The sequence below is a fragment of the Formosa haliotis genome, assembly GCF_001685485.1.
Taxonomy (GTDB): domain Bacteria; phylum Bacteroidota; class Bacteroidia; order Flavobacteriales; family Flavobacteriaceae; genus Formosa; species Formosa haliotis.
The window spans coordinates 3263265-3285369 of sequence record NZ_BDEL01000001.1 but is presented as its reverse complement, the minus strand read 5'-3'; the positions used below and the strand labels follow the sequence as shown (position 1 = coordinate 3285369).

Annotated in this window: 17 protein-coding genes and 2 pseudogenes; 3 read left to right on the top strand and 16 right to left on the bottom strand. The window is 35.5% G+C overall.

Features of this window, described 5'->3' with window-relative positions; translation table 11 throughout:
- The first annotated feature begins 37 nt into the window (after positions 1-37).
- The 3 genes from leuC to leuB are packed head-to-tail and all read left to right on the top strand — an operon-like array spanning position 38 to position 3181.
- Entirely contained in the window at positions 38-1420 is a 1383-nt protein-coding gene (gene leuC, locus A9D35_RS13735) for a 3-isopropylmalate dehydratase large subunit (protein ID WP_066223928.1), read from the top strand.
- Positions 1421-2020 (top strand): 3-isopropylmalate dehydratase small subunit, encoded by a 600-nt coding sequence (leuD, locus tag A9D35_RS13730; RefSeq protein ID WP_066223927.1) that lies wholly within the window; start codon positions 1421-1423, stop codon positions 2018-2020.
- Between the two features lie 42 nt (positions 2021-2062).
- The gene (leuB, locus tag A9D35_RS13725; protein ID WP_066223926.1) at positions 2063-3181 is read left to right on the top strand and encodes a 3-isopropylmalate dehydrogenase; all 1119 of its coding nucleotides are present in this window, start codon (positions 2063-2065) and stop codon (positions 3179-3181) included.
- Positions 3182-3277: 96 nt separating this feature from the next.
- Here the strand turns inward: leuB and azu are convergent, their stop codons facing one another.
- From azu to ilvD, 16 genes and pseudogenes are all read right to left on the bottom strand, one after another.
- Positions 3278-3805, bottom strand: coding sequence for an azurin (gene azu / locus A9D35_RS13720; RefSeq protein ID WP_066223924.1), 528 nt, complete (start codon positions 3803-3805; stop codon positions 3278-3280).
- A gap of 17 nt (positions 3806-3822) precedes the next feature.
- Positions 3823-5100: an argininosuccinate lyase gene (gene argH, locus A9D35_RS13715; RefSeq protein WP_066223922.1), complete on the bottom strand. Its 1278-nt coding sequence runs from the start codon at positions 5098-5100 to the stop codon at positions 3823-3825.
- A 208-nt stretch (positions 5101-5308) separates the two neighbouring features.
- Complete coding sequence (locus A9D35_RS13710) at positions 5309-6373, bottom strand: M20 family metallo-hydrolase (protein ID WP_066223920.1); 1065 nt, start codon at positions 6371-6373, stop codon at positions 5309-5311.
- Positions 6373-7149: an acetylglutamate kinase gene (gene argB, locus A9D35_RS13705; RefSeq protein ID WP_066223918.1), complete on the bottom strand. Its 777-nt coding sequence runs from the start codon at positions 7147-7149 to the stop codon at positions 6373-6375. The genes A9D35_RS13710 and argB overlap by 1 nt, the downstream gene beginning before the upstream one ends.
- 1 nt (position 7150) lies before the next feature.
- Complete coding sequence (locus A9D35_RS13700) at positions 7151-8086, bottom strand: Rossmann-fold NAD(P)-binding domain-containing protein (RefSeq protein WP_066223916.1); 936 nt, start codon at positions 8084-8086, stop codon at positions 7151-7153.
- A complete protein-coding gene (locus A9D35_RS13695; protein ID WP_066223914.1) occupies positions 8087-9214 on the bottom strand; it encodes an aspartate aminotransferase family protein in 1128 nt (375 codons plus the stop codon).
- Entirely contained in the window at positions 9211-10011 is an 801-nt protein-coding gene (gene proC / locus A9D35_RS13690; protein ID WP_066223913.1) for a pyrroline-5-carboxylate reductase, read from the bottom strand. Before proC ends, A9D35_RS13695 begins: the two co-directional genes overlap by 4 nt.
- Before the next feature lie 11 nt (positions 10012-10022).
- Entirely contained in the window at positions 10023-11000 is a 978-nt protein-coding gene (gene argC, locus A9D35_RS13685) for an N-acetyl-gamma-glutamyl-phosphate reductase (protein ID WP_066223911.1), read from the bottom strand.
- Positions 10997-12183 (bottom strand): annotated as a pseudogene (locus A9D35_RS18950) (argininosuccinate synthase). Before A9D35_RS18950 ends, argC begins: the two are co-directional and overlap by 4 nt.
- A 12-nt stretch (positions 12184-12195) precedes the next feature.
- Positions 12196-12801, bottom strand: a pseudogene (locus A9D35_RS18945) (GNAT family N-acetyltransferase); the annotation flags it as partial.
- Between the two features lie 881 nt (positions 12802-13682).
- Complete coding sequence (locus A9D35_RS13670) at positions 13683-15275, bottom strand: NADP-dependent glyceraldehyde-3-phosphate dehydrogenase (RefSeq protein ID WP_066223908.1); 1593 nt, start codon at positions 15273-15275, stop codon at positions 13683-13685.
- A gap of 75 nt (positions 15276-15350) precedes the next feature.
- The gene (gene ilvA, locus A9D35_RS13665; RefSeq protein WP_066223906.1) at positions 15351-16616 is read right to left on the bottom strand and encodes a threonine ammonia-lyase IlvA; all 1266 of its coding nucleotides are present in this window, start codon (positions 16614-16616) and stop codon (positions 15351-15353) included.
- Positions 16617-16624: 8 nt separating this feature from the next.
- Positions 16625-18127, bottom strand: coding sequence for a ketol-acid reductoisomerase (gene ilvC, locus A9D35_RS13660; RefSeq protein WP_066223904.1), 1503 nt, complete (start codon positions 18125-18127; stop codon positions 16625-16627).
- Between the two features lie 10 nt (positions 18128-18137).
- The gene (gene ilvN / locus A9D35_RS13655; protein ID WP_066223903.1) at positions 18138-18662 is read right to left on the bottom strand and encodes an acetolactate synthase small subunit; all 525 of its coding nucleotides are present in this window, start codon (positions 18660-18662) and stop codon (positions 18138-18140) included.
- A 2-nt stretch (positions 18663-18664) separates the two neighbouring features.
- Positions 18665-20398: a biosynthetic-type acetolactate synthase large subunit gene (gene ilvB / locus A9D35_RS13650; protein ID WP_066223901.1), complete on the bottom strand. Its 1734-nt coding sequence runs from the start codon at positions 20396-20398 to the stop codon at positions 18665-18667.
- Between the two features lie 9 nt (positions 20399-20407).
- Entirely contained in the window at positions 20408-22093 is a 1686-nt protein-coding gene (ilvD, locus tag A9D35_RS13645) for a dihydroxy-acid dehydratase (protein ID WP_066223899.1), read from the bottom strand.
- Positions 22094-22105 lie beyond the last annotated feature (12 nt).

Here is a 22105-nt window from a genome sequence, read left to right as displayed (position 1 = left end):
GTCTATTTCAAATTAGAAATAGCAAAATTAAATTGAAATGAAAAAGACATTATTCGATAAAGTTTGGGATGCACATGTTGTTGACGCTATAGAGAATGGCCCACAAATATTGTACATAGACAAACATTTAATACATGAAGTAACAAGCCCACAAGCTTTTAATGAGTTAAAAGATAGAGATATTCCTATTTTTAGACCTAAGCAAATTGTGGCAACAGCAGATCATAATACACCAACAACAAATCAACATTTACCAGTACAAGATACACTATCTAGACATCAGCTTGAGCAGCTATCAAAAAACTGTGCCGACAACGGAATCACATTATTTGAATTAGGTCACAAATACAATGGAATAGTGCACGTTATGGCACCCGAATTAGGTATCACACAACCCGGGATGACCATAGTTTGTGGAGACAGTCACACATCTACACATGGTGCATTTGGAACTATTGCTTTTGGAATTGGCACCAGTCAGGTTGCTCAAGTTTTTGCTAGTCAGTGTTTACTTTTAACAAAACCTAAAAGTTTACGTGTTTCGGTAAACGGGAAGTTAAAAAAAGGCGTACTTCCTAAAGATGTTATTTTATACATCATTTCTAAATTAGGAACCAACGCAGGTACAGGATATTTCTGTGAATATGCCGGCGACGTTTTTGAAAATATGAGTATGGAAGGCCGTATGACGGTTTGTAATATGAGTATAGAAATGGGAGCTCGTGGTGGAATGATTGCACCAGACCAAACAACTTTTGATTATGTTGAAGGTCGCGAAATGGCTCCGAAAGGAGAAGAATTCGAGAAAAAAGTAGCCTATTGGAAAACGCTTCCTACAGATGAAGGAGCTACATTCGATAAAGAATATTTTTTCGATGCCGAGGACATAGAACCTATGGTAACTTACGGTACTAACCCTGGAATGGGAATTAAAGTTTCTGGCAACATCCCTACATTAAACGATGTTTCTTTTGAAAAATCGTTGAAATATATGGATTTCAAGAAAGGAGAATCGCTTGTCAATAAACCTATTAATTACGTGTTTATAGGGAGCTGTACCAATTCTAGAATTGAAGATTTTAGAGTGGCTGCAGAATATATTAAAGGCAAACAAAAGGCACCTAATGTTACAGCTTGGTTAGTACCAGGAAGTAAATTGGTTGAAGCTCAAATTATAGAAGAAGGCTTAAAAGATATTTTTATAGAAGCTGGATTCGAACTTCGTCAACCTGGATGTTCGGCCTGTTTAGCCATGAACGACGACAAAATTCCGCAAAACGAATATTGCGTTTCTACATCGAATAGAAATTTTGAAGGTCGCCAAGGACAAGGCGCTAGAACCATTTTAGCAAGTCCGTTGGTAGCAGCGGCAACGGCGGTAGAAGGAAAAATTATTGACATTACAAAACACTTAAACTAAATGGAAAAGTTTACAACATTTCAGTCTAGAGCCATTCCATTAGACATTGAAAATATAGATACAGATCAAATTATCCCAGCACGTTTTTTAAAAGCCACAGATAGAGAAGGTTTTGGAGATAATTTATTTAGAGATTGGAGATATCAAAAAAATGGAGATTTAAATACCGAATTTCCATTAAACGACACCTCCTATATAGGAAGCATTTTAGTTGCCGGCGATAATTTTGGTTGTGGTTCAAGCCGGGAACATGCGGCTTGGGCAATAGCCGATTACGGATTTAAAGTAGTGGTTTCAAGTTTCTTTGCCGATATTTTTAAAGGAAATGCACTAAATAACGGGATTCTTCCTGTACAAGTTTCACCAGAATTTTTAAAGATTTTATTTAATCACATTACAAATTCTCCAGAAACAATAATTAGTGTAAATTTAGAGCATCAAACCATTTCAATAAAAGGCACAGATTTTTCGGAATCTTTTGAAATAGATCCATACAAAAAAACCTGTCTGCTAAATGGTTACGACGATATCGATTATTTATTAAGTAAAAAAGAAGACATCTTAGCTTTTGAAGCTAAATCTGAACAAATTGCCCTATAAAACAAAATCAAGTCGTACTTCGACCACTAAAAAATAAATTCTATGAAACTAAATATAGCAGTTTTAGCAGGAGACGGTATAGGACCTGAAGTCACTGCACAAGCCATAAAAGTTCTTAAAGCCATTGCTTTAGAATACGATCATACTTTCAATTTTAAATTTGCTCCTGTTGGTGCTGTTGCCATAGACGAAACTGGCGATCCTTTACCAGAAGCAACTTTAGATCTTTGTAAAAATAGCGATGCTTTATTATTTGGAGCTATTGGTCACCCAAAATACGACAACGATCCGTCTGCAAAGGTTCGTCCAGAGCAAGGTTTACTTGCTCTAAGAAAATCGTTAGGATTGTTTGCAAACATAAGACCTGTAAAAGCTTACGACAGTCTTTTAAGCAAATCGCCACTAAAGAAAGACATTATTAAAGGCACAGATATTAGTATTTACCGCGAGCTTACTGGTGGTATTTATTTCGGAAAAAAAGCCACTAGCGAAGATGGCAATTCGGCTTCAGATTTATGCGAATATTCTCGCGAAGAAATAGAACGCGTTGCACATTTAGCATTTAAAGCTGCTCAATCTCGTAGAAAAAAAGTAACTCTAGTAGACAAAGCAAACGTACTAGAAACTTCTCGTTTATGGCGTAAAGTAGTTACCGAAGTGGCTCAAAATTACCAAGACATAGAATTAGATTTTCTATTCGTAGATAACGCAGCAATGCAAATGATTTTAAATCCTAAACAATTTGATGTTATTTTAACCGAAAACATGTTTGGAGATATTATTAGCGACGAAGCAAGTGTAATTGGTGGTTCTATCGGGTTATTAGCTTCTGCTTCAGTGGGAGATAAACACGCTATGTTCGAGCCTATCCACGGGTCGTATCCACAAGCTACTAATAAAGGTATTGCAAACCCTATTGCCTCTATTTTATCTGCTGCATTATTATTAGATCATTTCGATTTAAACGACGAAGCTGATTTAATTAGAACGGCTGTAGATAAATCTTTATCGCTTCATATTACAACACCAGATTTAAATACGAAATACGATAATATTACAACAACTAAGGTTGGAGATTTTATTGCAGATTTTATTAGCAATCCCAAAGATTCTAATCATAATTTCTCTAATATCCACTTAGGTCAATCTACTATTATCTAATAAAAGATTAATCATACAAAACGAAAAAAGCATCTTCAATTGAAGATGCTTTTTTTTGCGTTATTTTAAATTAGGTCTATGTCTAAGACTAACTTTTTATTCTACAATAAACTTACCTTTCATTAAAGCATAGTGACCTGGGAACGTACATAAAAAGTCGTATACACCTGCTTCTGGAGCTGTAAATTCGATAGTATCTTGTTCTCCTCCACCTAGCAGTTTTGTATATGCAATAACGGCATCTGTATTTTCAGGAATGTAATCATGATCGGATGCACTAGCTGCTTTCGAAGCAAAAGTTGGCATGTCTACACCATTTTTTAGAAGCACAAAGTTATGTCCCATCACATTTTTAGCCATTTTTCCAGTATGCATCAAGGTTAACTTTACTTTTTGCCCGGCTTTGACTTCAATTTTCTTTAAATCGAAGGTCATTTTATCTGTACCATGAATCATAATTTCTACTACAGCATCATCTGTAATATCTTTTGTCGGTTCTGTAGTAGTTTCAGTCATTTCGGGAGCAGTTGGCGCCTTAGCAACCGACTTCTTTTCCTCTTTACTTCCGCAACTAAATACCATTACAGATGCAAAAACAATAGCTAAATATTTTAAACGTTTCATATTATTCAGTTTTTAAATTAAAGTTTTGGAAATTTACGACTTATTTCATCCAATCCCAAGTTATGGATGCTTCCTAAATGCGTGTGTTTTTTAGACGCATCTGGAGTGTATGTACCTGCTTCGACTTCGCCTCCTATTTTTTTATAAGCATCTCTAAACGACATGCCGTCTACCACCAATGTATTGATATTATCTACAGTAAATAAAAATTTATACTTCTCGTCGTGTAGGTCGATATCTTTAACTTTGATTTGCGCAATAGAGAAATTAAAAATATCTAGAATATTCTTGATGTCTTCGAAGGCCTGAATGGTGTTTTCTTTCAGTAATTGATAATCTCGATGATATCCGCTTGGTAAATTATTTGTTATTAAAACCATTTCGGTTTGAAGCGCTTGAATCTTATTACATTTTCCACGAATTAACTCAAATACATCAGGATTCTTTTTGTGTGGCATGATACTACTTCCCGTTGTTAACTCGTCTGGAAAAGAAATAAATCCAAAATTCTGACTCATATACAGGCAAATATCCATAGCAAAACGGGCCAAAGTATTGGCTAAACTTCCTAAAGAAGCCGCAATAGCACGTTCACTTTTACCACGACTCATTTGCGCTGCCACCACATTATACTTTAAGGTAGAAAATCCCATCTCCTTAGTCGTCATATCACGATCTATAGGAAACGAACTTCCATAACCCGCCGCAGAGCCCAACGGATTCTGATCTGCTATTTTTTGAACCGCTTGCACCATGTACACATCGTCTATTAACAACTCGGCATAGGCAGAGAACCAAAGTCCGAAAGAAGACGGCATAGCTACTTGTAAATGCGTATAACCTGGCAACAATTTCTCTTTATGAGTTTCGGCTAATCCTAAAAGCGTTTCGAAAAACGTTTTGGTTTTCTCTTGTACTTCTTTTAATTCTGCTTTGTAATACAACTGAAGCGCAACTAAAACTTGATCGTTTCTAGAGCGTGCTGTATGTATTTTTTTACCAACCTCTCCTAAAGTCTTCGTTAATTCAAACTCAATTTTAGAGTGTACATCTTCAAATTCTGGCTCAATAACAAAAGTTCCTGCTTCTATTTGCGAAGCCAAAACGTCTAATCCGCCAAGTAATTGTCCTAATTCTTCCTCTGTAATTATATTGATACTTTTTAGCATTTTCGCGTGAGCTTTAGAAGCTTGCACATCGTATTTCGCTATATGTATATCGATTTCCCTGTCGTTTCCAACAGTGAATTGTTCTATTTTTTTATCTATTGAAAGACCTTTATCCCAAAGTTTCATAACTATATTTTTTTATTAAACGAATTTCCGTTTTTAATTACAACTCCCTTTTAACCGTCATGCTGAACTAGTTTCAGCATCTCATTATTTTAGTATCAAAACATTAAAAATAAGATCCTAAAATAGGTTCAAAATGACGTGAGTTTTATAACTAATCACGAACAATTAATTTATATTTTAGTTTGAAGTCGACCTTCACGCTAAATGATTAAAGTATTTTTTCTAGTAATTGAATGTAAATGGCAACGCCTTCCTCGATTTCATTAATGTAAATAAACTCATCTGCAGAATGTGAGCGTGTGCTATCTCCGGGCCCTAATTTTAAAGACGAACAGCTTAACACCGATTGATCTGATAAAGTAGGCGACCCGTAAGTTGTACGTCCGATTTCGATTCCCGCTTTCACCAATTCGTGATCTTTAGGAATAGAGGATGAATTTAAACGTAAACTACGCGCTTTAATTTCTGTACAAGGTGCTTCGTTAACCAAAATATCATTAATTTCCGCATTGGTATATTTGTCGTTTACACGTACATCTATCACCAATTCAACCTCGGCAGGAATGGCATTATGTTGTTTCCCCGCGTGAATTTGAGACACCGTCATTTTTACATCGCCCAAAGTTTCAGATGGTCTTTCAAACTTATAATCTTTAAACCAATTTAAAACTGGAATGGTGTTATAAATAGCATTATCGTTATTAGGGTGTGCGGCATGACTAGGTGTTCCTTTTACTTTCGCATCAAAAACCACCAAACCTTTTTCGGCTACGGCTAAATTCATTAATGTTGGTTCTCCTACTATAGCCACATCTATTTTTGGTATAATAGAAAGCATGCTGTTTAAACCATCTGGCCCGCTACTTTCTTCTTCGGCAGAAGCCACAATAACCAAATTGTATTTTAAATCTTTTTTATTGTAAAAATAAGTGAAGGTTGCTATTAAGGACACCAAACATCCTCCGGCATCATTACTCCCTAAACCGTATAATTTTCCGTCTTCTACTATAGCTTTAAACGGATCTTTAGTATACCCATTATTTGGTTTTACAGTGTCGTGATGCGAATTTAAAAGCATCGTTGGTTTACCGTCGGTAAAATCGGCATTAAGTGCCCAAACGTTGTTTTTTGTGCGCGTATAGGGTATGTTATGATGATTAAACCAAGCTTCTATTAGCTGTGCGGTTTTATCTTCTTCTGAAGAAAATGATTGGGTTTCAATTAAATTCTTTAGTAATGCAATGGCCTCCTCTGTTAATTGTTGCGTCGTCATTAGGCTTGAATGGTTGTATGTTTTGTGTTTTGATTAAATAGCATGTTTGGTTTACCTAAGCATACTTTGCTTACGTGATGTGATATGGCATGAAAACAGTTGTCTAGTTTTGGCAGCATACCATCTGTAATAACTCCTTCTGCTTTTAGCGTAGCATAATTAGCGGTATTAATATCTTCTATAACCGAATTAGGATCGTCTACATCTAGTAAAACGCCATCTTTTTCGAAACAGTAATTAAGTTCTACCTGATATAAATTGGCAAAAGCTATAGCTAATTCTGAAGCAACTGTGTCTGCATTTGTATTAAATAACTGACCTTTTTCATTATGCGTAATGGCACAAAAAACAGGCGTTACATTATGTTTTAAAAGCACTTCTAGCACTTCTGTGTTTACTGTTTTTATATCGCCAACAAAACCATAATCGATAGTTTTTACTGGGCGTTTTTCTGAAACAATAGCATTCCCGTCGGCTCCCGTAAACCCAACGCTATTGCACGCATTGGCTTGTAATTGAGCGACTATATTTTTATTAATTTTCCCACCGTAAACCATGGTAATAATATCTAAAGTATCGGCATCGGTGATACGTCTACCATCGGTCATTTTCACTTCTATATTCATAGATTTAGCCATTTTAGTAGCTAATTTTCCTCCGCCATGCACTAATATCTTTGGTCCTTCAATCTTCGAAAATCCCTGTAAAAATTCAGCTAAGGCAGTGTCATCATCAATAATATTTCCTCCTATTTTTACTACTTTTAGTGTTTTCATATTATAGATTTTCTAGAATTTCTTTCATTACAATTTGAGCGGCATACGTTCTGTTATTCGCTTCTTGCATCACAATAGATTGATCGCCATCTAATACAGCATCTTCAACAATCACATTTCTTCTCACCGGTAAACAGTGCATAAATTTAGCATGCCCAAGTTTTTCGGCTGTCATCATCCAATTACGGTCTCTGTTTAACACTTGCCCATAATCCTTATAACTACTCCAGTTTTTCACATACACAAAATCGGCATTTTTTAACGCCTCTTCTTGATTGTAGTTTATAGGCGTGTCTTTCGTAATTTCTGGATCTAACTCATACCCTTCAGGATGCGTAATGGTTAAATCTACATCCATTTTACGCATCATTTCTACAAATGAATTGGGCACGGCTTGCGGCAATGCTTTGGGGTGTGGAGCCCAAGACATCACAACTTTTGGTTTTGCTTTTTCTGATAGTTCTGAAATAGTAATCGCATCGGCCAAAGCTTGTAAGGGGTGTGCTGTTGCACTTTCCATATTTACTATAGGCACCGTTGCATATTTTTCGAAACTTTTAATTACCATTTCTTCATAATCCTTTTCCTTGTCTATTAAACTTGGAAACGCACGCACAGCAATAATATCGGCATATTGCGAAATAACTTTAGCGGCTTCTTTAACATGTTCAGACGTTCCAGCATTCATAATTGTGCCATCTTCAAACTCCAAATTCCACGCATCGTTTACATTCAGACTCATTACTTCCATGCCTAAATTTTTCGCAGCTTTTTCTGTACTCAGCCGCGTCCGCAAACTGGAATTAAAAAACAACATCACTAGGGTTTTATTCGTCCCTAAATGTTTGTATTCGAAAGGATTCATTTTTAAAAGAATCGCTTCTTTTATGGTTTCTGAAAGATTTGAAATATCTGAAATTTGCGTGTATTTTTTCATTTAAGCTAATTCTTTTTTTAAGGCTTCAAATAAGACGTCTATATGTTCTTTTTGAATCGTTAATGGCGGAAGTATTCTTAGTAAATTAGGATTTTTAGCACTTCCTGTAAATATATGATGATCGAAAATAAGTTTCTTTCTTAAATCCGCTATTGGGAAATCGAATTCCAATCCAAGCATTAATCCTCGACCTTTAATCGTTTTTAATTTTGGTAAAGCGTTGGCTTTTTCTATAAAGTAAGCCGACATATTTTTTGTGTGTTCTAATAGGTTTTCAGCTTTTAAAACATCTAAAACGGCTAATGATGCAGCACAAGCTAAATGATTTCCCCCAAAGGTTGTTCCTAATAAACCAAACGAGCCTTTAATCTCTGGATGAATTAAAATTCCTCCTATTGGAAACCCATTACCCATACCTTTTGCAAGCGAAATAATATCTGGTGTAATACCGTGTTTTTGAAAGGCGAAAAAATCACCTGTTCTTCCAAATCCAGATTGTACCTCGTCTGCAATTAAACAGGTATTGTAAGTTTTACATAGTGTTTCTAAACCTTTATAAAATTCGGTAGTACTTTCGTCTAAACCTCCAACACCTTGAATGCATTCAATAATTACAGCACAAACATCGTTGTTTTTTAACGCTTGTTCCACACCTTCTAAATCGCCTAACTCAAAAAAGTCAACAGCTTGTTGTGCATTTAAAGGTGCTACAATTTTAGGATTATCGGTGGCTGCAACGGCGGCAGATGTACGGCCGTGAAACCCATTTTTAAAGGCAATCATTTTAGATTTTCCGTTGTGAAATGAAGCCAATTTCAATGCATTTTCGTTAGCTTCTGCTCCCGAATTACACAAGAATAATTGGTAATCTTTACACTTTGAAAACTCAGCCAAATCTGTAGCTAATTGCTCTTGTAATGGATTCTGAATCGCATTGCTATAAAACGCAATGTTTTGCAATTGATTGGTTAAACGGTCGACATATGTTGGATGCGCATGCCCAATTGAAATTACGGCATGACCACCATATAAATCTAAATATTCTACATTTTTATCGTCGTAAACAAATACTTCTTTCGCTTTTACGGGTGTAATATCGTAAAGCGGGTATACTGGAAACAAACTCATATTTGTTCTTTTTTAATATTGCTAATCTTATTGTAAGACGCCACCATACCTTGAATTAAAGACGAACTTAAACCTTTGTGTTCCATTTCGTTTAATCCTTCAATAGTACAGCCCTTTGGCGTTGTTACTTTATCAATTTCTTCTTCTGGATGATTCCCACTTGTAATTAACAAATTGGCTGCACCTTCGCAGGTATGCATTGATAATTCTTGAGCCACTTCAGCATCAAAACCTAACTGAATGGCCGCTTGTGTGGTGGCACGTATTAAGCGCATCCAGAACGCCACTCCACTTGCACAAACTACCGTGGCTGCTTGCATTTGCGATTCTGGAATAATCAACGTATGTCCCAAACGTTTAAAAATGGCTTCTGCTATTTTAATGCGTTTTGCTCCCATGGTATTACTACAAATGCAGGTCATAGATTTACTCACTGCAATAGCTGTATTTGGCATGGCACGGATTATAAACTGATTTTCTCCAACTACGGTTTCAATTTTAGGAATTAAAAATCCTGTTACTGTAGAAATTAAAACGTGCTTTTCTGTTAAATGCGGTTTAATTTCTGCTAATACTTTTTCAAAATGCGCAGGTTGTACTGCAAATATTAAAATATCAGATTTTTGAGCTGCTAAGACGTTATCACTGGTTAAAGTAACGTTTGGATAGCCTTTAAACTCTTCTAAAGAGTCTACATTTCTCTTGGTTAAATAAAGCGTCGTAATTGCATTGTTTATAATTAAACCTTTAGCAATAGAGTACCCTAAATTTCCTGTTCCGATTATAGCAATTTTCATTTGGTTTTTTTTTAAAAGTAAGTGGCTTTAAGTTGTAATCCTTCAGTTTCTTCAAATCCGAACATTAAATTCATATTCTGAACCGCTTGGCCCGAAGCACCTTTTAACAAGTTATCGATAACACTTGTTACCAATAATTTATCGCCGTGTTTATGTAAATGAAGAATACATTTATTCGTATTTACAACTTGTTTTAAATGAATATTTTCGTCTGAAACAACCGTAAATTTAGCATCTTTATAAAAAGCTTTATATAATGCTTTGGCCTCCTCTAAAGTCCCTTCGTATTTAGTATAAGCTGTAGCAAAAATTCCTCTTGAAAAATCTCCACGATTAGGCATAAAAATGATTTCGGAATTGAAATCGCTTTGTAATTGCTTCACCGATTGATTGATTTCTCCTAAATGCTGATGCGTAAACGGTTTGTAATACGAAAAGTTGTTATCTCGCCAAGTAAAATGTGTTGTTGCAGATAACGATGTTCCCGCTCCTGTAGCACCTGTTACGGCATTTACATGAACATCTTCTTGGTATTTTCCGTCTGATGCTAAAGGCAATAAAGCCAATTGAATAGCCGTAGCAAAGCAGCCTGGATTTGCAAGATAATTAGCTTTAACAATGGCTTCTTTATTTAGTTCTGGAAGTCCGTAAACAAACTCCATTCCGTTAAAATTAGCATCTGCTTCTAATCTAAAATCATTACTTAAATCGATGATTTTAGTTGCCTTAGAAAACCTATTATTATCTAAAAATGCTGTTGAATTTCCGTGACCTAAACATAAAAACAAAACATCAACGTCGGCATTAATCGTGTCTGTGAATGTTAAATCTGTAGAACCAATTAAATCTTGATGTACTTTACTTACTGGGTTCCCAGCGTTAGATGTACTATAAATAAAATTGATATTTACTTGAGGATGATACATTAAAATTCTAATAAGTTCTCCTGCCGTATATCCCGCACCTCCAACAATTCCTGCTTGTATCATGATTTGTTATTTACTTGTTGATAAATCTTATTTTGATTTCCTATTATTTTAATAAATCCTTTAGCATCATCTGCAGTCCAACCTTTGTTTTCTTCTCCATAACTTGCAAATGTAGAACTCATTAAATCGTGTTTAGACGAGATACCATCTAAAGAAAAATGATATGGTTTTAAAGTCACCACAACATCTCCTGTTACGTTTACCTGACTACTTTCTAAAAAGGCTTCCATGTTACGCATTACAGGATCTAAAAACTGACCTTCGTGTAAATGCATGCCGTAAAAGCTAGATAAGTAATCTTTGTGTTGCATTTGCCATTTTGTAAGCGTGTGTTTTTCTAATAAATGATGGGCTTTTATCGTAATTAGGGCAGCCGCAGCTTCAAAACCTACACGACCTTTAATCCCTACAATAGTATCACCTACATGAATATCTCTACCAATGGCATATTTAGAAGCCATTACATTTAAATCTTCAATATTTTTTTCTGGTGCATTTTCGTTCCCATTTAAGGCAACAAACTCCCCTTTTTTAAAGGTTAATGTTACTTTCTCTGAACCTGAATTTTCTAATTGCGACGGATAGGCTTCCTCTGGTAATGGTTTTTCTGATGTTAAGGTTTCGGCGCCTCCAACACTGGTTCCCCAAAGTCCTTTGTTCACAGAATACTTTGCCTTTTCCCAGTTCATATCTATACCATTAGCAACCAAATAATCAATCTCTGTTTGTCTTGCTAATTTCTCATCACGAATAGGGGTAATAATTTCAATTTCTGGAGCTAAAGTTTGAAAAATCATATCGAAACGTACTTGGTCGTTTCCTGCACCCGTACTACCGTGTGCAATATATTTTGCTCCTATACTTTTTGCGTATTCTATAATTTCGATAGCTTGAATAATACGCTCGGCACTTACCGAAAGTGGATACGTATTATTTTTTAATACATTTCCGTAAATAAGATACTTTACAACTTTGTTATAAAAAGTGGCAACAGCATCTATATTCACATAGGTAGAAACACCCATTTTATAAGCATTTCCTTCAATTTTTTTATTTCTTCTGAAGTAAATCCACCTGTATTTACACTTACTGCATGTACTTCAAATCCTTTATCTTTTGAAAGATGCACCGCACAATACGATGTATCTAAACCTCCACTATATGCTAAAACTAATTTTTTCATTTTATTTATTTTCTTTTTTAAAAACAAATGTTCTTTAATACTTTTTAATCGATTAAAAACTTTAGATTTTATTTCTTTTTGATCTTTTGGTGGTTGCTTATCTGGATCGTAAAGCATCCCTGTACACAAACACATTTTTTGTTCGGTACGTTGAAGCACGTCGTAGTTTTTACACGTCTGACAGCCATCCCAAAAGGTTTGATCGTCTGTTAATTCTGAAAATGTAACCGGTTTATAACCTAAATCGGTATTCATTTTCATAACCGCAAGACCGGTTGTTATACTGAATATTTTAGAGTTCGGGAATTTGGCTCTCGAATGCTCAAAAACTTTATGTTTAATTTCTTTAGCTAACCCTCTATTTCTAAAATCTGGGTGCACAATTAAACCAGAGTTGGCAACAAATTTACCATGTCCCCATGCTTCGATATATACAAAACCAGCAAACACACCGTTTTCGGTAGCAATAACAGCATTGCCATTTTCCATTTTGGTTATGATATATTCGGGAGTTCGCTTTGCAATTCCAGTACCTCTTACACGAGCAGATTCTGCAATAGTTTCGCAAATAATTTCGGCATATTTACTATGCGATTTGTTAGCAATAACAATTTCCATTGTTTTGATTTTAAAAATTAAAAAAGTTAAAAGAATTTTTATTTGATAGAAGAACTGGACACACCTAAAAAGTTCCTAAATTAAAACACACCCCTACGGGCGGCGAAATAAAATAGGGCGTAACATAAAATGGTTACTATTTAAAATAACTAAATTCTGTGTGTAAAATGTAAATTGTGATGTAATCAAAATATAAAAAAAATAAATACGTAAATCAGGTGAACAACTCTAGTAGATTAGTGTGCACTGCGGCGTCGGCGCAATGCATTTGCGGGACTAGATGGGCGTATATTATTTTTTGTAAGAATCATAAATCAAATGTACAAATTAATTCAATATATCAATAAACTTTTTAACCTTTTTTACAATTTTGTCTTGCGTGTTAATTATTTAACTTTTCAATGCCAAATCTTTGTTTTGATAGCCGATAGCCAACAAAAAAGACGAATAGATTACATACCTATTTTCGCCTCTAAATTGCTTTTCTTCTTTCAAATCAAATCTGTCATAGATCACTTTACATGACCAACTTACACATCGTAATGTTTCCTTAAAACACAAGAAACCAAATTTACTAAAGTATCTACTAACGGCACCTAGGTTTGCATCTTTTTTCAGAAAAAATTATCAATATATTACGATTCTCTTAATTCGAATGCATAATCTTTAACACGATACTAATCCTCTGAAAAATTATAGGAATTTTCTAAGGTTGTTTTACTGAATTTAGTTAGATAGATAACTCACAATAAAGGTGTCTTTTTAAAACCCTCCAAAACATTAAAATAAAAACAGCTTCTTTTCTAAGGTTTATAGAATGAAGCTGTTTTAAAATATATAATAAGATTAAAAATGTACTAAATTAATACAGAGGAATTATATTATAAAATATAATCTGTACTTATAAAATTAGATGTTTTGGTATCTAATAATTCATTTAAAATTGCATTGTTGTATGTATTATCTTTTGAAGCCACAAACGTTCTGATAGAAAATGATCTTAAGGCATCATGAACACTTAATGTACCAACGGCAGAATCTTTTCTTCCTGTAAATGGATACACATCTGGTCCACGCTGGCACGAACTATTTAAGTTTACACGACACACCAAGTTAACTAAAGTATCTATTAATGGTGCTAATGTTTTTACATTCTGACCAAAAATACTAACCTGCTGACCGTAGTTAGAATCGGCCATATCGCTTAATGGTTCTTGGATATCTGAAAATGACAACACTGGAATTACCGGACCAAATTGCTCTTCTTTAAATACACGCATATCTTTATTCACGGGATACAGCACGGCTGGAAAAATATAATTTTCTGTTGTTTTCCCTCCCTTTTCGTTTAAAATTGAAGCACCTTGGTCTAAAGCATCATCAATTAAACCTTGAATATAGTCTGGTTTTCCAGGTTCTGGAAGTGGGGTTAATTTTGCTCCTTTATCCCACGGATTTCCAAATTGCAGGGCGTCTACTCTTGCAGAAAAACGTTTATTAAATTCATCAACAATATTTTCGTGGACATATAACACTTTTAAAGCGGTACAACGTTGTCCGTTAAAAGATAAAGTTCCTGCAATACACTCATCTATCGTTAAATCTAAATCGGCATCTGGTAAAACAATCGCCGGATTTTTAGCCTCCAAACCTAAAACTAAACGCAACCTATTTTGTCTTGGGTGACTATCTTGAAGCGCATTTGCAGACGTACTATTTCCTATTAAGGCCAAAACATCTACACGGCCTGCTTCCATGATAGGCGTTGCCACCACACGGCCGCGACCATAGATAATATTTACAACACCTGCCGGAAAACTATTTTGAAAAGCTTCTAATAATGGCGTCATTAATAACACCCCGTGTTTAGCAGGTTTAAAAATAACTGTATTCCCCATAATTATAGCAGGAATTAACAGTGCAAAAGTTTCGTTTAACGGATAGTTGTAAGGCCCTAAACACAATACCACACCTAGCGATCCTCGTCTAATATGAGCATAAACACCATCGTGTTTTTCAAACTTTGCAGAATCGCGATCTAGTTGCTTATATTCTTCAATAGTATCGTAGATATAATCTACAGTTCTATCGAATTCCTTTTCAGAATCTGGTAAACTTTTACCAATTTCCCACATCAATAATTTTACAACCTCATCCCGCTTGGTTTTCATTTGTTCAACAAACTTTTCCATGCAAGCGACGCGATCTATAACTTTCATTCTTGGCCATTCACCTTGCCCTTTTCCATAAGCTTCGCAGGCTGCATGTAGAGCCTCTAAAGCTTCGTCTTTTCCTAATTGTGGAATTTTACCAAGTAAGGTTGGTTTATAGTCTGGAGTAGAAGAAATAGAAGAATACACATTTGCTGTTTCGCCAGTCCATGTTTTTAATGTACCGCCTACCAAATATGTATTTTGATTGATTTCTTGTGTAATTTTATATTGCTCTGGAATCTCTAAAAAAGATGTGTGCATATGAAATGAATTTTACGTTCGATTCTTTAAAAGTACCAATTAAATCACTATTCGCGTTTTAACTATAAGTTAAGATTATACTAAAAACTGAAACAGATCGGGTTTATCATTTAAATAATCGCCAAAGAAATTTCTCGACTTCATTTTTTTCATTAAAGGCGCTAAGTCGGCAGAAGATTTTAATTCGATTCCTACCACTGCAGAACCGTTTTCACGATTCGTTTTCTTTGTATATTGAAAATATGTGATATCATCATTCGGACCTAAAATTTCGGCTACAAACTCTTTTAAAGCCCCGGCACGTTGCGGAAACTTCACTATAAAATAGTGCTTTAAATTAGAGTACAAGAGGGCGCGTTCTTTAATTTCGGCAGTTCTTGTAATATCATTATTGCTTCCGCTAATAACACATACTACATTTTTACCCTTAATTTCTTCGGCATAAAAATCTAATGCCGCTACACTTAAGGCTCCCGCTGGTTCGACAACTACAGCATCTTTATTGTAAAGCTCTAATATGGTTTCGCAGATTTTCCCTTCAGGCACGGTAATCATATCACTTAAATTCTGCTGACAAATAGCAAAAGTTCGATCTCCTACTTTTTTAACAGCAGCTCCGTCTACAAAATTTTCTATAGATGTTAACTCCGTATTACAACCGTTTTTTAAAGACGTTTGCATGGAAGGCGCACCTAATGGCTCTACACCAATAATTTTAGTATCTGGAGATAATTGTTTAAATACGGTAGATAAGCCCGAAGCTAATCCCCCACCACCCACTGGGACAAAAACGTAATCTAAAGGCGCATCAATCTGGCTTAGTATTTCTAGTCCGATTGTAGCTTGCCCCTCTATAACTTCCTTATCGTTAAACGGGTGAATAAACGTTTTATTAAGGCGCTCACATTCTAACATGGCTGCATGATAAGCATCGTCGTAAGTGTCGCCAACCAAAACAATATCCGTGTAATTTTCACCAAACATTTTTACCTGTTCAATTTTTTGATTTGGTGTTGGTGAAGGCATAAAAATAGTACCTTTTATTTTTAATAATTTACACGATAATGCCACACCTTGGGCATGATTTCCTGCACTTGCACATACAATTCCGTGTTCCATTTGGGTGGGCGTTAAAGAGGAAATCCTATTATAAGCACCACGAATTTTATAAGAGCGTACTAATTGTAAATCTTCACGCTTAAATAAAATATTGGCATTGAAACGTTTGGAGTATTGTAGGTTTTGCGTTAAAGGCGTAGAAACAGCAACCGACTTTAAACGTTCGGCTGCTGCTTGTACTGCTTTTAAACTTGGAAAATATGTTTTGTTTTCTGTTTGCATAAGATATATTAAGCTAACACTGAAGCGTCTTCTTCAACTTCAGTTTTTATTGTTTTCATTGCAGTCATGGCTGTTCTTAGTGTTTTACCAATAGCTTCAATAGGATGATTTCTTATGGCATCATTCACTGCAATTAATTCAATATTATCTACCTCGTTAGACGTAGCATATGGCTTACCAATAACATCGGTTTTAATAGTCTTCATGAAATCTTCTAATAAAGGTTTCGCTGCATGATCGAATAAATAACAACCGTATTCAGCTGTATCAGAAATTACGCGGTTCATTTCGTAAAGTTTCTTTCTAGCAATCGTGTTTGCAATTAATGGTAATTCGTGAAGCGACTCGTAGTAAGCAGACTCAGCAACAATACCTGCACTTACCATAGTTTCGAATGCTAATTCTACTCCCGACTTCACAATAGCAACCATAAGGACACCATTATCAAAGTATTCTTGTTCAGAAATTTTATCTGAAGTTAATTTTGTTTTTTCGAAAGCTGTTTCTCCTGTAGCTTCTCTCCACGTTAATAAATTAACATCGTCGTTAGCCCAATCTTCCATCATGGTTTTAGAGAAGTGACCAGAGATAATATCATCCATATGCTTTTCGAAAAGCGGACGCATAATATCTTTTAATTCTTCTGATAATTTATACGCTTTAATTTTTGCTGGATTCGATAAACGATCCATCATAGTTGTAATACCACCATGTTTTAAAGCTTCGGTAACAGTTTCCCAACCGTACTGAATTAATTTAGCAGCATAAGCTGGATCGATACCTTCTTCGACCATTTTATCGAAACATAAAATAGATCCTGTTTGTAAAGCACCACATAAAATAGTTTGCTCACCCATTAAATCACTTTTAACCTCGGCAACGAAAGACGACTGCAATACTCCTGCTCTGTCTCCACCTGTTGCAACGGCATAAGCTTTAGCTTGTGCTAAACCTTTTCCTTCTGGATCGTTTTCTGGGTGTACAGCGATTAATGTTGGCACACCAAAACCACGCTTATATTCTTCACGTACTTCAGATCCTGGAGACTTTGGAGCCACCATAATTACCGTTAAATCTTTACGTACTTGAGTTCCTTCTTCAACAATATTAAACCCGTGAGAGTACGATAAAGTTGCACCTTTTTTCATTAAAGGCATCACAGCATTTACAACACTTGTATGTTGCTTATCTGGAGTTAAGTTTAAAACAACATCTGCTGTAGGAATTAATTCTTCGTAAGTACCTACAGTAAAATTATTTTCTGTAGCATTTACATAAGATGCACGTTTTTCTTTAATTGCTTCTTCGCGTAATGCATAAGAGATATCTAAACCAGAATCTCTCATGTTTAATCCTTGGTTCAGTCCTTGTGCCCCACATCCTACAATAACAATCTTTTTTCCTTTTAATGCATTTACACCATCTTCAAATTCTGAAGATGTCATAAAACGACATTGTGATAATTGCTCTAATTGATTTCTTAATGATAAGGTGTTAAAATAATTTGCCATTTTTTTTAAATTAATTAAATGCTGCTAGCATTTGTGATATTTTCATTTCATCTTTTGTAACTGCTATGCGTCCTGAACGCACAAACTGCATAATGCCATAGGCACTAAAATCGCGATATAATTGCTCTATTTCGTTTCTTCTTCCAGATTTTTCTAAAACAAAAAACTCTTTATTAACAGTTACAATTCTCGCATTGCTGTCTTTTATAATATTCTGAATTTCGCGCTCTTCGAACAACAAATCAGATTTTAATTTAAACATACAAGACTCTTGATAAATAGTTTCTTCGTCTGTATGATAATATGCTTTGATAACTTCTACTTGCTTTTCTATCTGACCCACAATTTTCTTGATACGATCTTCTTCAAGATTTACTACTATGGTAAATCTAGATACGCCTTCAATTTCTGAAATTGATGTATTTAAGCTTTCAATATTTATATGTCTTCTCTGAAAAATTGCTGAAATTCTATTTAGAAGACCAATATTATTCTCGGTGTAAATCGAGATGGTATATGTGTTTATATTTTCCATAATTAACTTAATCTAATATCTGAAACTGATGCTCCTGTTGGTATCATTGGAAAAACATTATCTTCTTTTTCTACACAAACTTCCAAGAAATAAGCGCCCTCGCAAGCCATCATTTCTGCAACAGCATCTGCCAATTCTTCGCGTTTAGAAACACGTTTTGCATCTATATAATATCCTTTGGCGATGGCTACGAAATCTGGATTTGTCATCTCGGTAGACGCATAACGTTTATCGAAAAACAATTGTTGCCATTGACGTACCATACCTAAGAATTCGTTATTTAACACCACGATTTTAACGGGTACTTTTTGTTGAAAAATGGTACCTAATTCTTGAATATTCATTTGGTAACCTCCATCTCCTATTATGGCTACAACATCGCGATCTGGCGCCGCCATTTTTGCTCCAATTGCAGCAGGAAGAGCAAACCCCATGGTTCCTAAACCTCCAGATGTAATATTACTTTTTGTTTTATTGAATTTAGCATAACGACAAGCTATCATTTGATGCTGACCAACGTCTGAAACGATAGCGGCATCCCCTTTAGATTGTTCATTAATTTGATTAATTACTTCCCCCATGGTTAACCCTTCTTTGGTAGGATGTAAATCGTCTTTTATTACTTTCTCGTATTCAACAGCGTATAATTCTTTAAATTTATTATGCCACTCTGTATGTGTTGTTTCATTCAACAACGGTAGTAAAGCTGTTAAACTTGCCTTCGCATCTCCTAAAACGGCTACATCAGTTTTCACATTTTTGTCAATCTCTGCCGGATCAATTTCAAAATGTACCACTTTAGCTTGCTTGGCATAAGTTGCCAGGTTTCCAGTTACACGATCATCAAATCGCATTCCGATAGCGATTAACACATCGCATTCGTTTGTTAGCATATTTGGAGCATAGTTACCATGCATACCAACCATTCCTATATTTAAAGGATGACTAGTTGGTAAAGCCGAAGCACCTAAAATAGTCCATGCCGAAGGAATTCCCGCTTTCTCTATTACAGCTTTTAACTCAGCTTCTGCTTTTCCTAAAATAATTCCCTGTCCCCAAACAATCATTGGTTTCTTGGCACTATTTATTAAATCTGCTGCTTTTTTTACACTTTCCGGATTGGTTTTACAAACCGATTTATAACTACGTACAGACTTGCATTTTTCGTATTTAAAGTCGAATTCTTCAAACTGTGCATCTTTAGTTATATCTACTAAAACAGGTCCTGGCCGGCCGCTTCTAGCAATATAAAATGCTTTAGCCATAACTTCTGGAATATCTGCAGCCTTAGTAATTTGCACATTCCACTTGGTTACCGGAGTAGAAATACCAACGATATCTGTTTCTTGAAATGCATCGCTACCCAATAAATGAGACGCTACCTGACCTGTAATACAAACCAAAGGTGTAGAGTCTATTTGAGCATCTGCAATACCAGTAATTAAGTTGGTTGCTCCTGGACCAGACGTTGCCATGGCGACCCCTACTTTACCAGAAATACGTGCATAACCTTGTGCTGCATGTGCTGCACCTTGTTCATGACGTGTTAAGACATGATGAATTTGATCTCTATATTTATAAAGTTCATCATAAACTGGCATGATCGCTCCTCCCGGGTATCCGTAAAGAATTTCAACGCCTTCAGCTAACATACATTTTATGATAGCCTCACTCCCAGAAATACGCACTGTTTTTTCTGTAGCGGTCTGTGTTGCTTTTACTGTTTCTGTAGTCATAGTAAAAAATTAAAATTCATCAGTCACACATCCTTTAGATGCAGACGATACTGTTTTCGCATATTTATATAAAACGCCACGCTCAGCTTTTAATTTTGGCGCGACCCATTTAGCTCTTCTTTCTGCTAATAATTCTTCTGAAATTTCAATATCAATGGTATTGTTTTCGGCATCGATAAAAATAATATCACCATTTTCAACTAAAGCAATATTCCCTCCATCTTGGGCTTCTGGCGCCACGTGACCTACCACAAAACCATGCGATCCACCAGAGAAACGACCATCTGTAATAAGTGCTACATCTTTACCTAAACCTGCACCCATTATAGAAGACGTTGGCTTAAGCATTTCTGGCATTCCTGGAGCTCCTTTTGGTCCTTCGTAACGGATTATAATAACATCGCCTTTCTTTACTTTACCATTTTTAATTCCTTCGTTAACCTCTGTTTCACTGTTAAACACATTCGCTGTTCCTTTAAACGACAGACCTTCTTTTCCTGTAATTTTTGCAACAGCACCTTCTGTAGCTAAGTTTCCGAATAAAATTCTGATATGTCCAGATTCTTTTATAGGTTCATTTAAAGGCTTAAGAATATCTTGCCCTTCAATTAAATTAGGAACATCTTTTAAGTTTTCGGCAATCGTTTTTCCTGTTACAGTTAAACAGTCGCCATGAAGCATATCGTTTTCTAACATGTATTTTAAAACACCTGGAATACCTCCTACGCCATGTAAATCTTCCATAGAATATTTACCACTTGGTTTTAAGTCGGCTAACAATGGTGTTGAATCGCTTATTCTTTTAAAATCTTGTAAGGTAAACTCAACTTTCGCCGCTTTTGCAATGGCTAAAAAGTGAAGCACGGCATTTGTAGATCCCCCTAAAACTGTAACTAATCTGAAAGCATTCTCTAAAGATTTTTTAGTTACAATATCTGAAGGTTTAATATCTTTTTCTAATAACATGCGTAAAGCTTCTCCCGCTTTTACACATTCTTTTTCTTTTAAATTATCGTGTCCAACAGCAGGATTAGACGAGTTAAATGGTAACGACATACCCAAAGCCTCAATAGCAGAAGCCATCGTGTTTGCTGTATACATTCCACCACAAGCACCGGCTCCCGGACAAGCTTTATGAACAACTTCTTTAAATTCTGAATCATCGATAGTTCCTGCTACTTTTTGGCCATAAGCTTCAAAAGCAGAAATAATATCTAGTTTTTTTCCGTTATGGCAGCCAGAAGCAATAGTACCTCCATACACCAAAACAGAAGGTCTGTTTAAACGTAACATCCCCATTAGAGCACCTGGCATATTTTTATCGCAACCCACAACAGTTACCAACCCGTCATAACTCATTCCTTCTACAACCGTTTCAACAGAATCTGCAATAATATCTCTAGAAACTAACGAATAACGCATACCTGGTGTTCCGTTAGAAATTCCGTCGCTAATACCAATCGTGTTAAAAATCAATCCTACTAAATCTGCATTTTCCGTTCCTTTTTTAACATGTGTCGCTAAGTCATTAAGGTGCATATTACAAGGGTTTCCCTCGTAACCTGTACTTGCAATCCCGATAAATGGTTTTTGTAAATCTTCATCTGTTAACCCAATAGCATGCAACATAGCTTGCGCCGCAGGTAATGAAGGGTCTTGTGTGACAGCGTGGCTATACTTTTTTAAGTTTTTCATATGTTTTTAAAA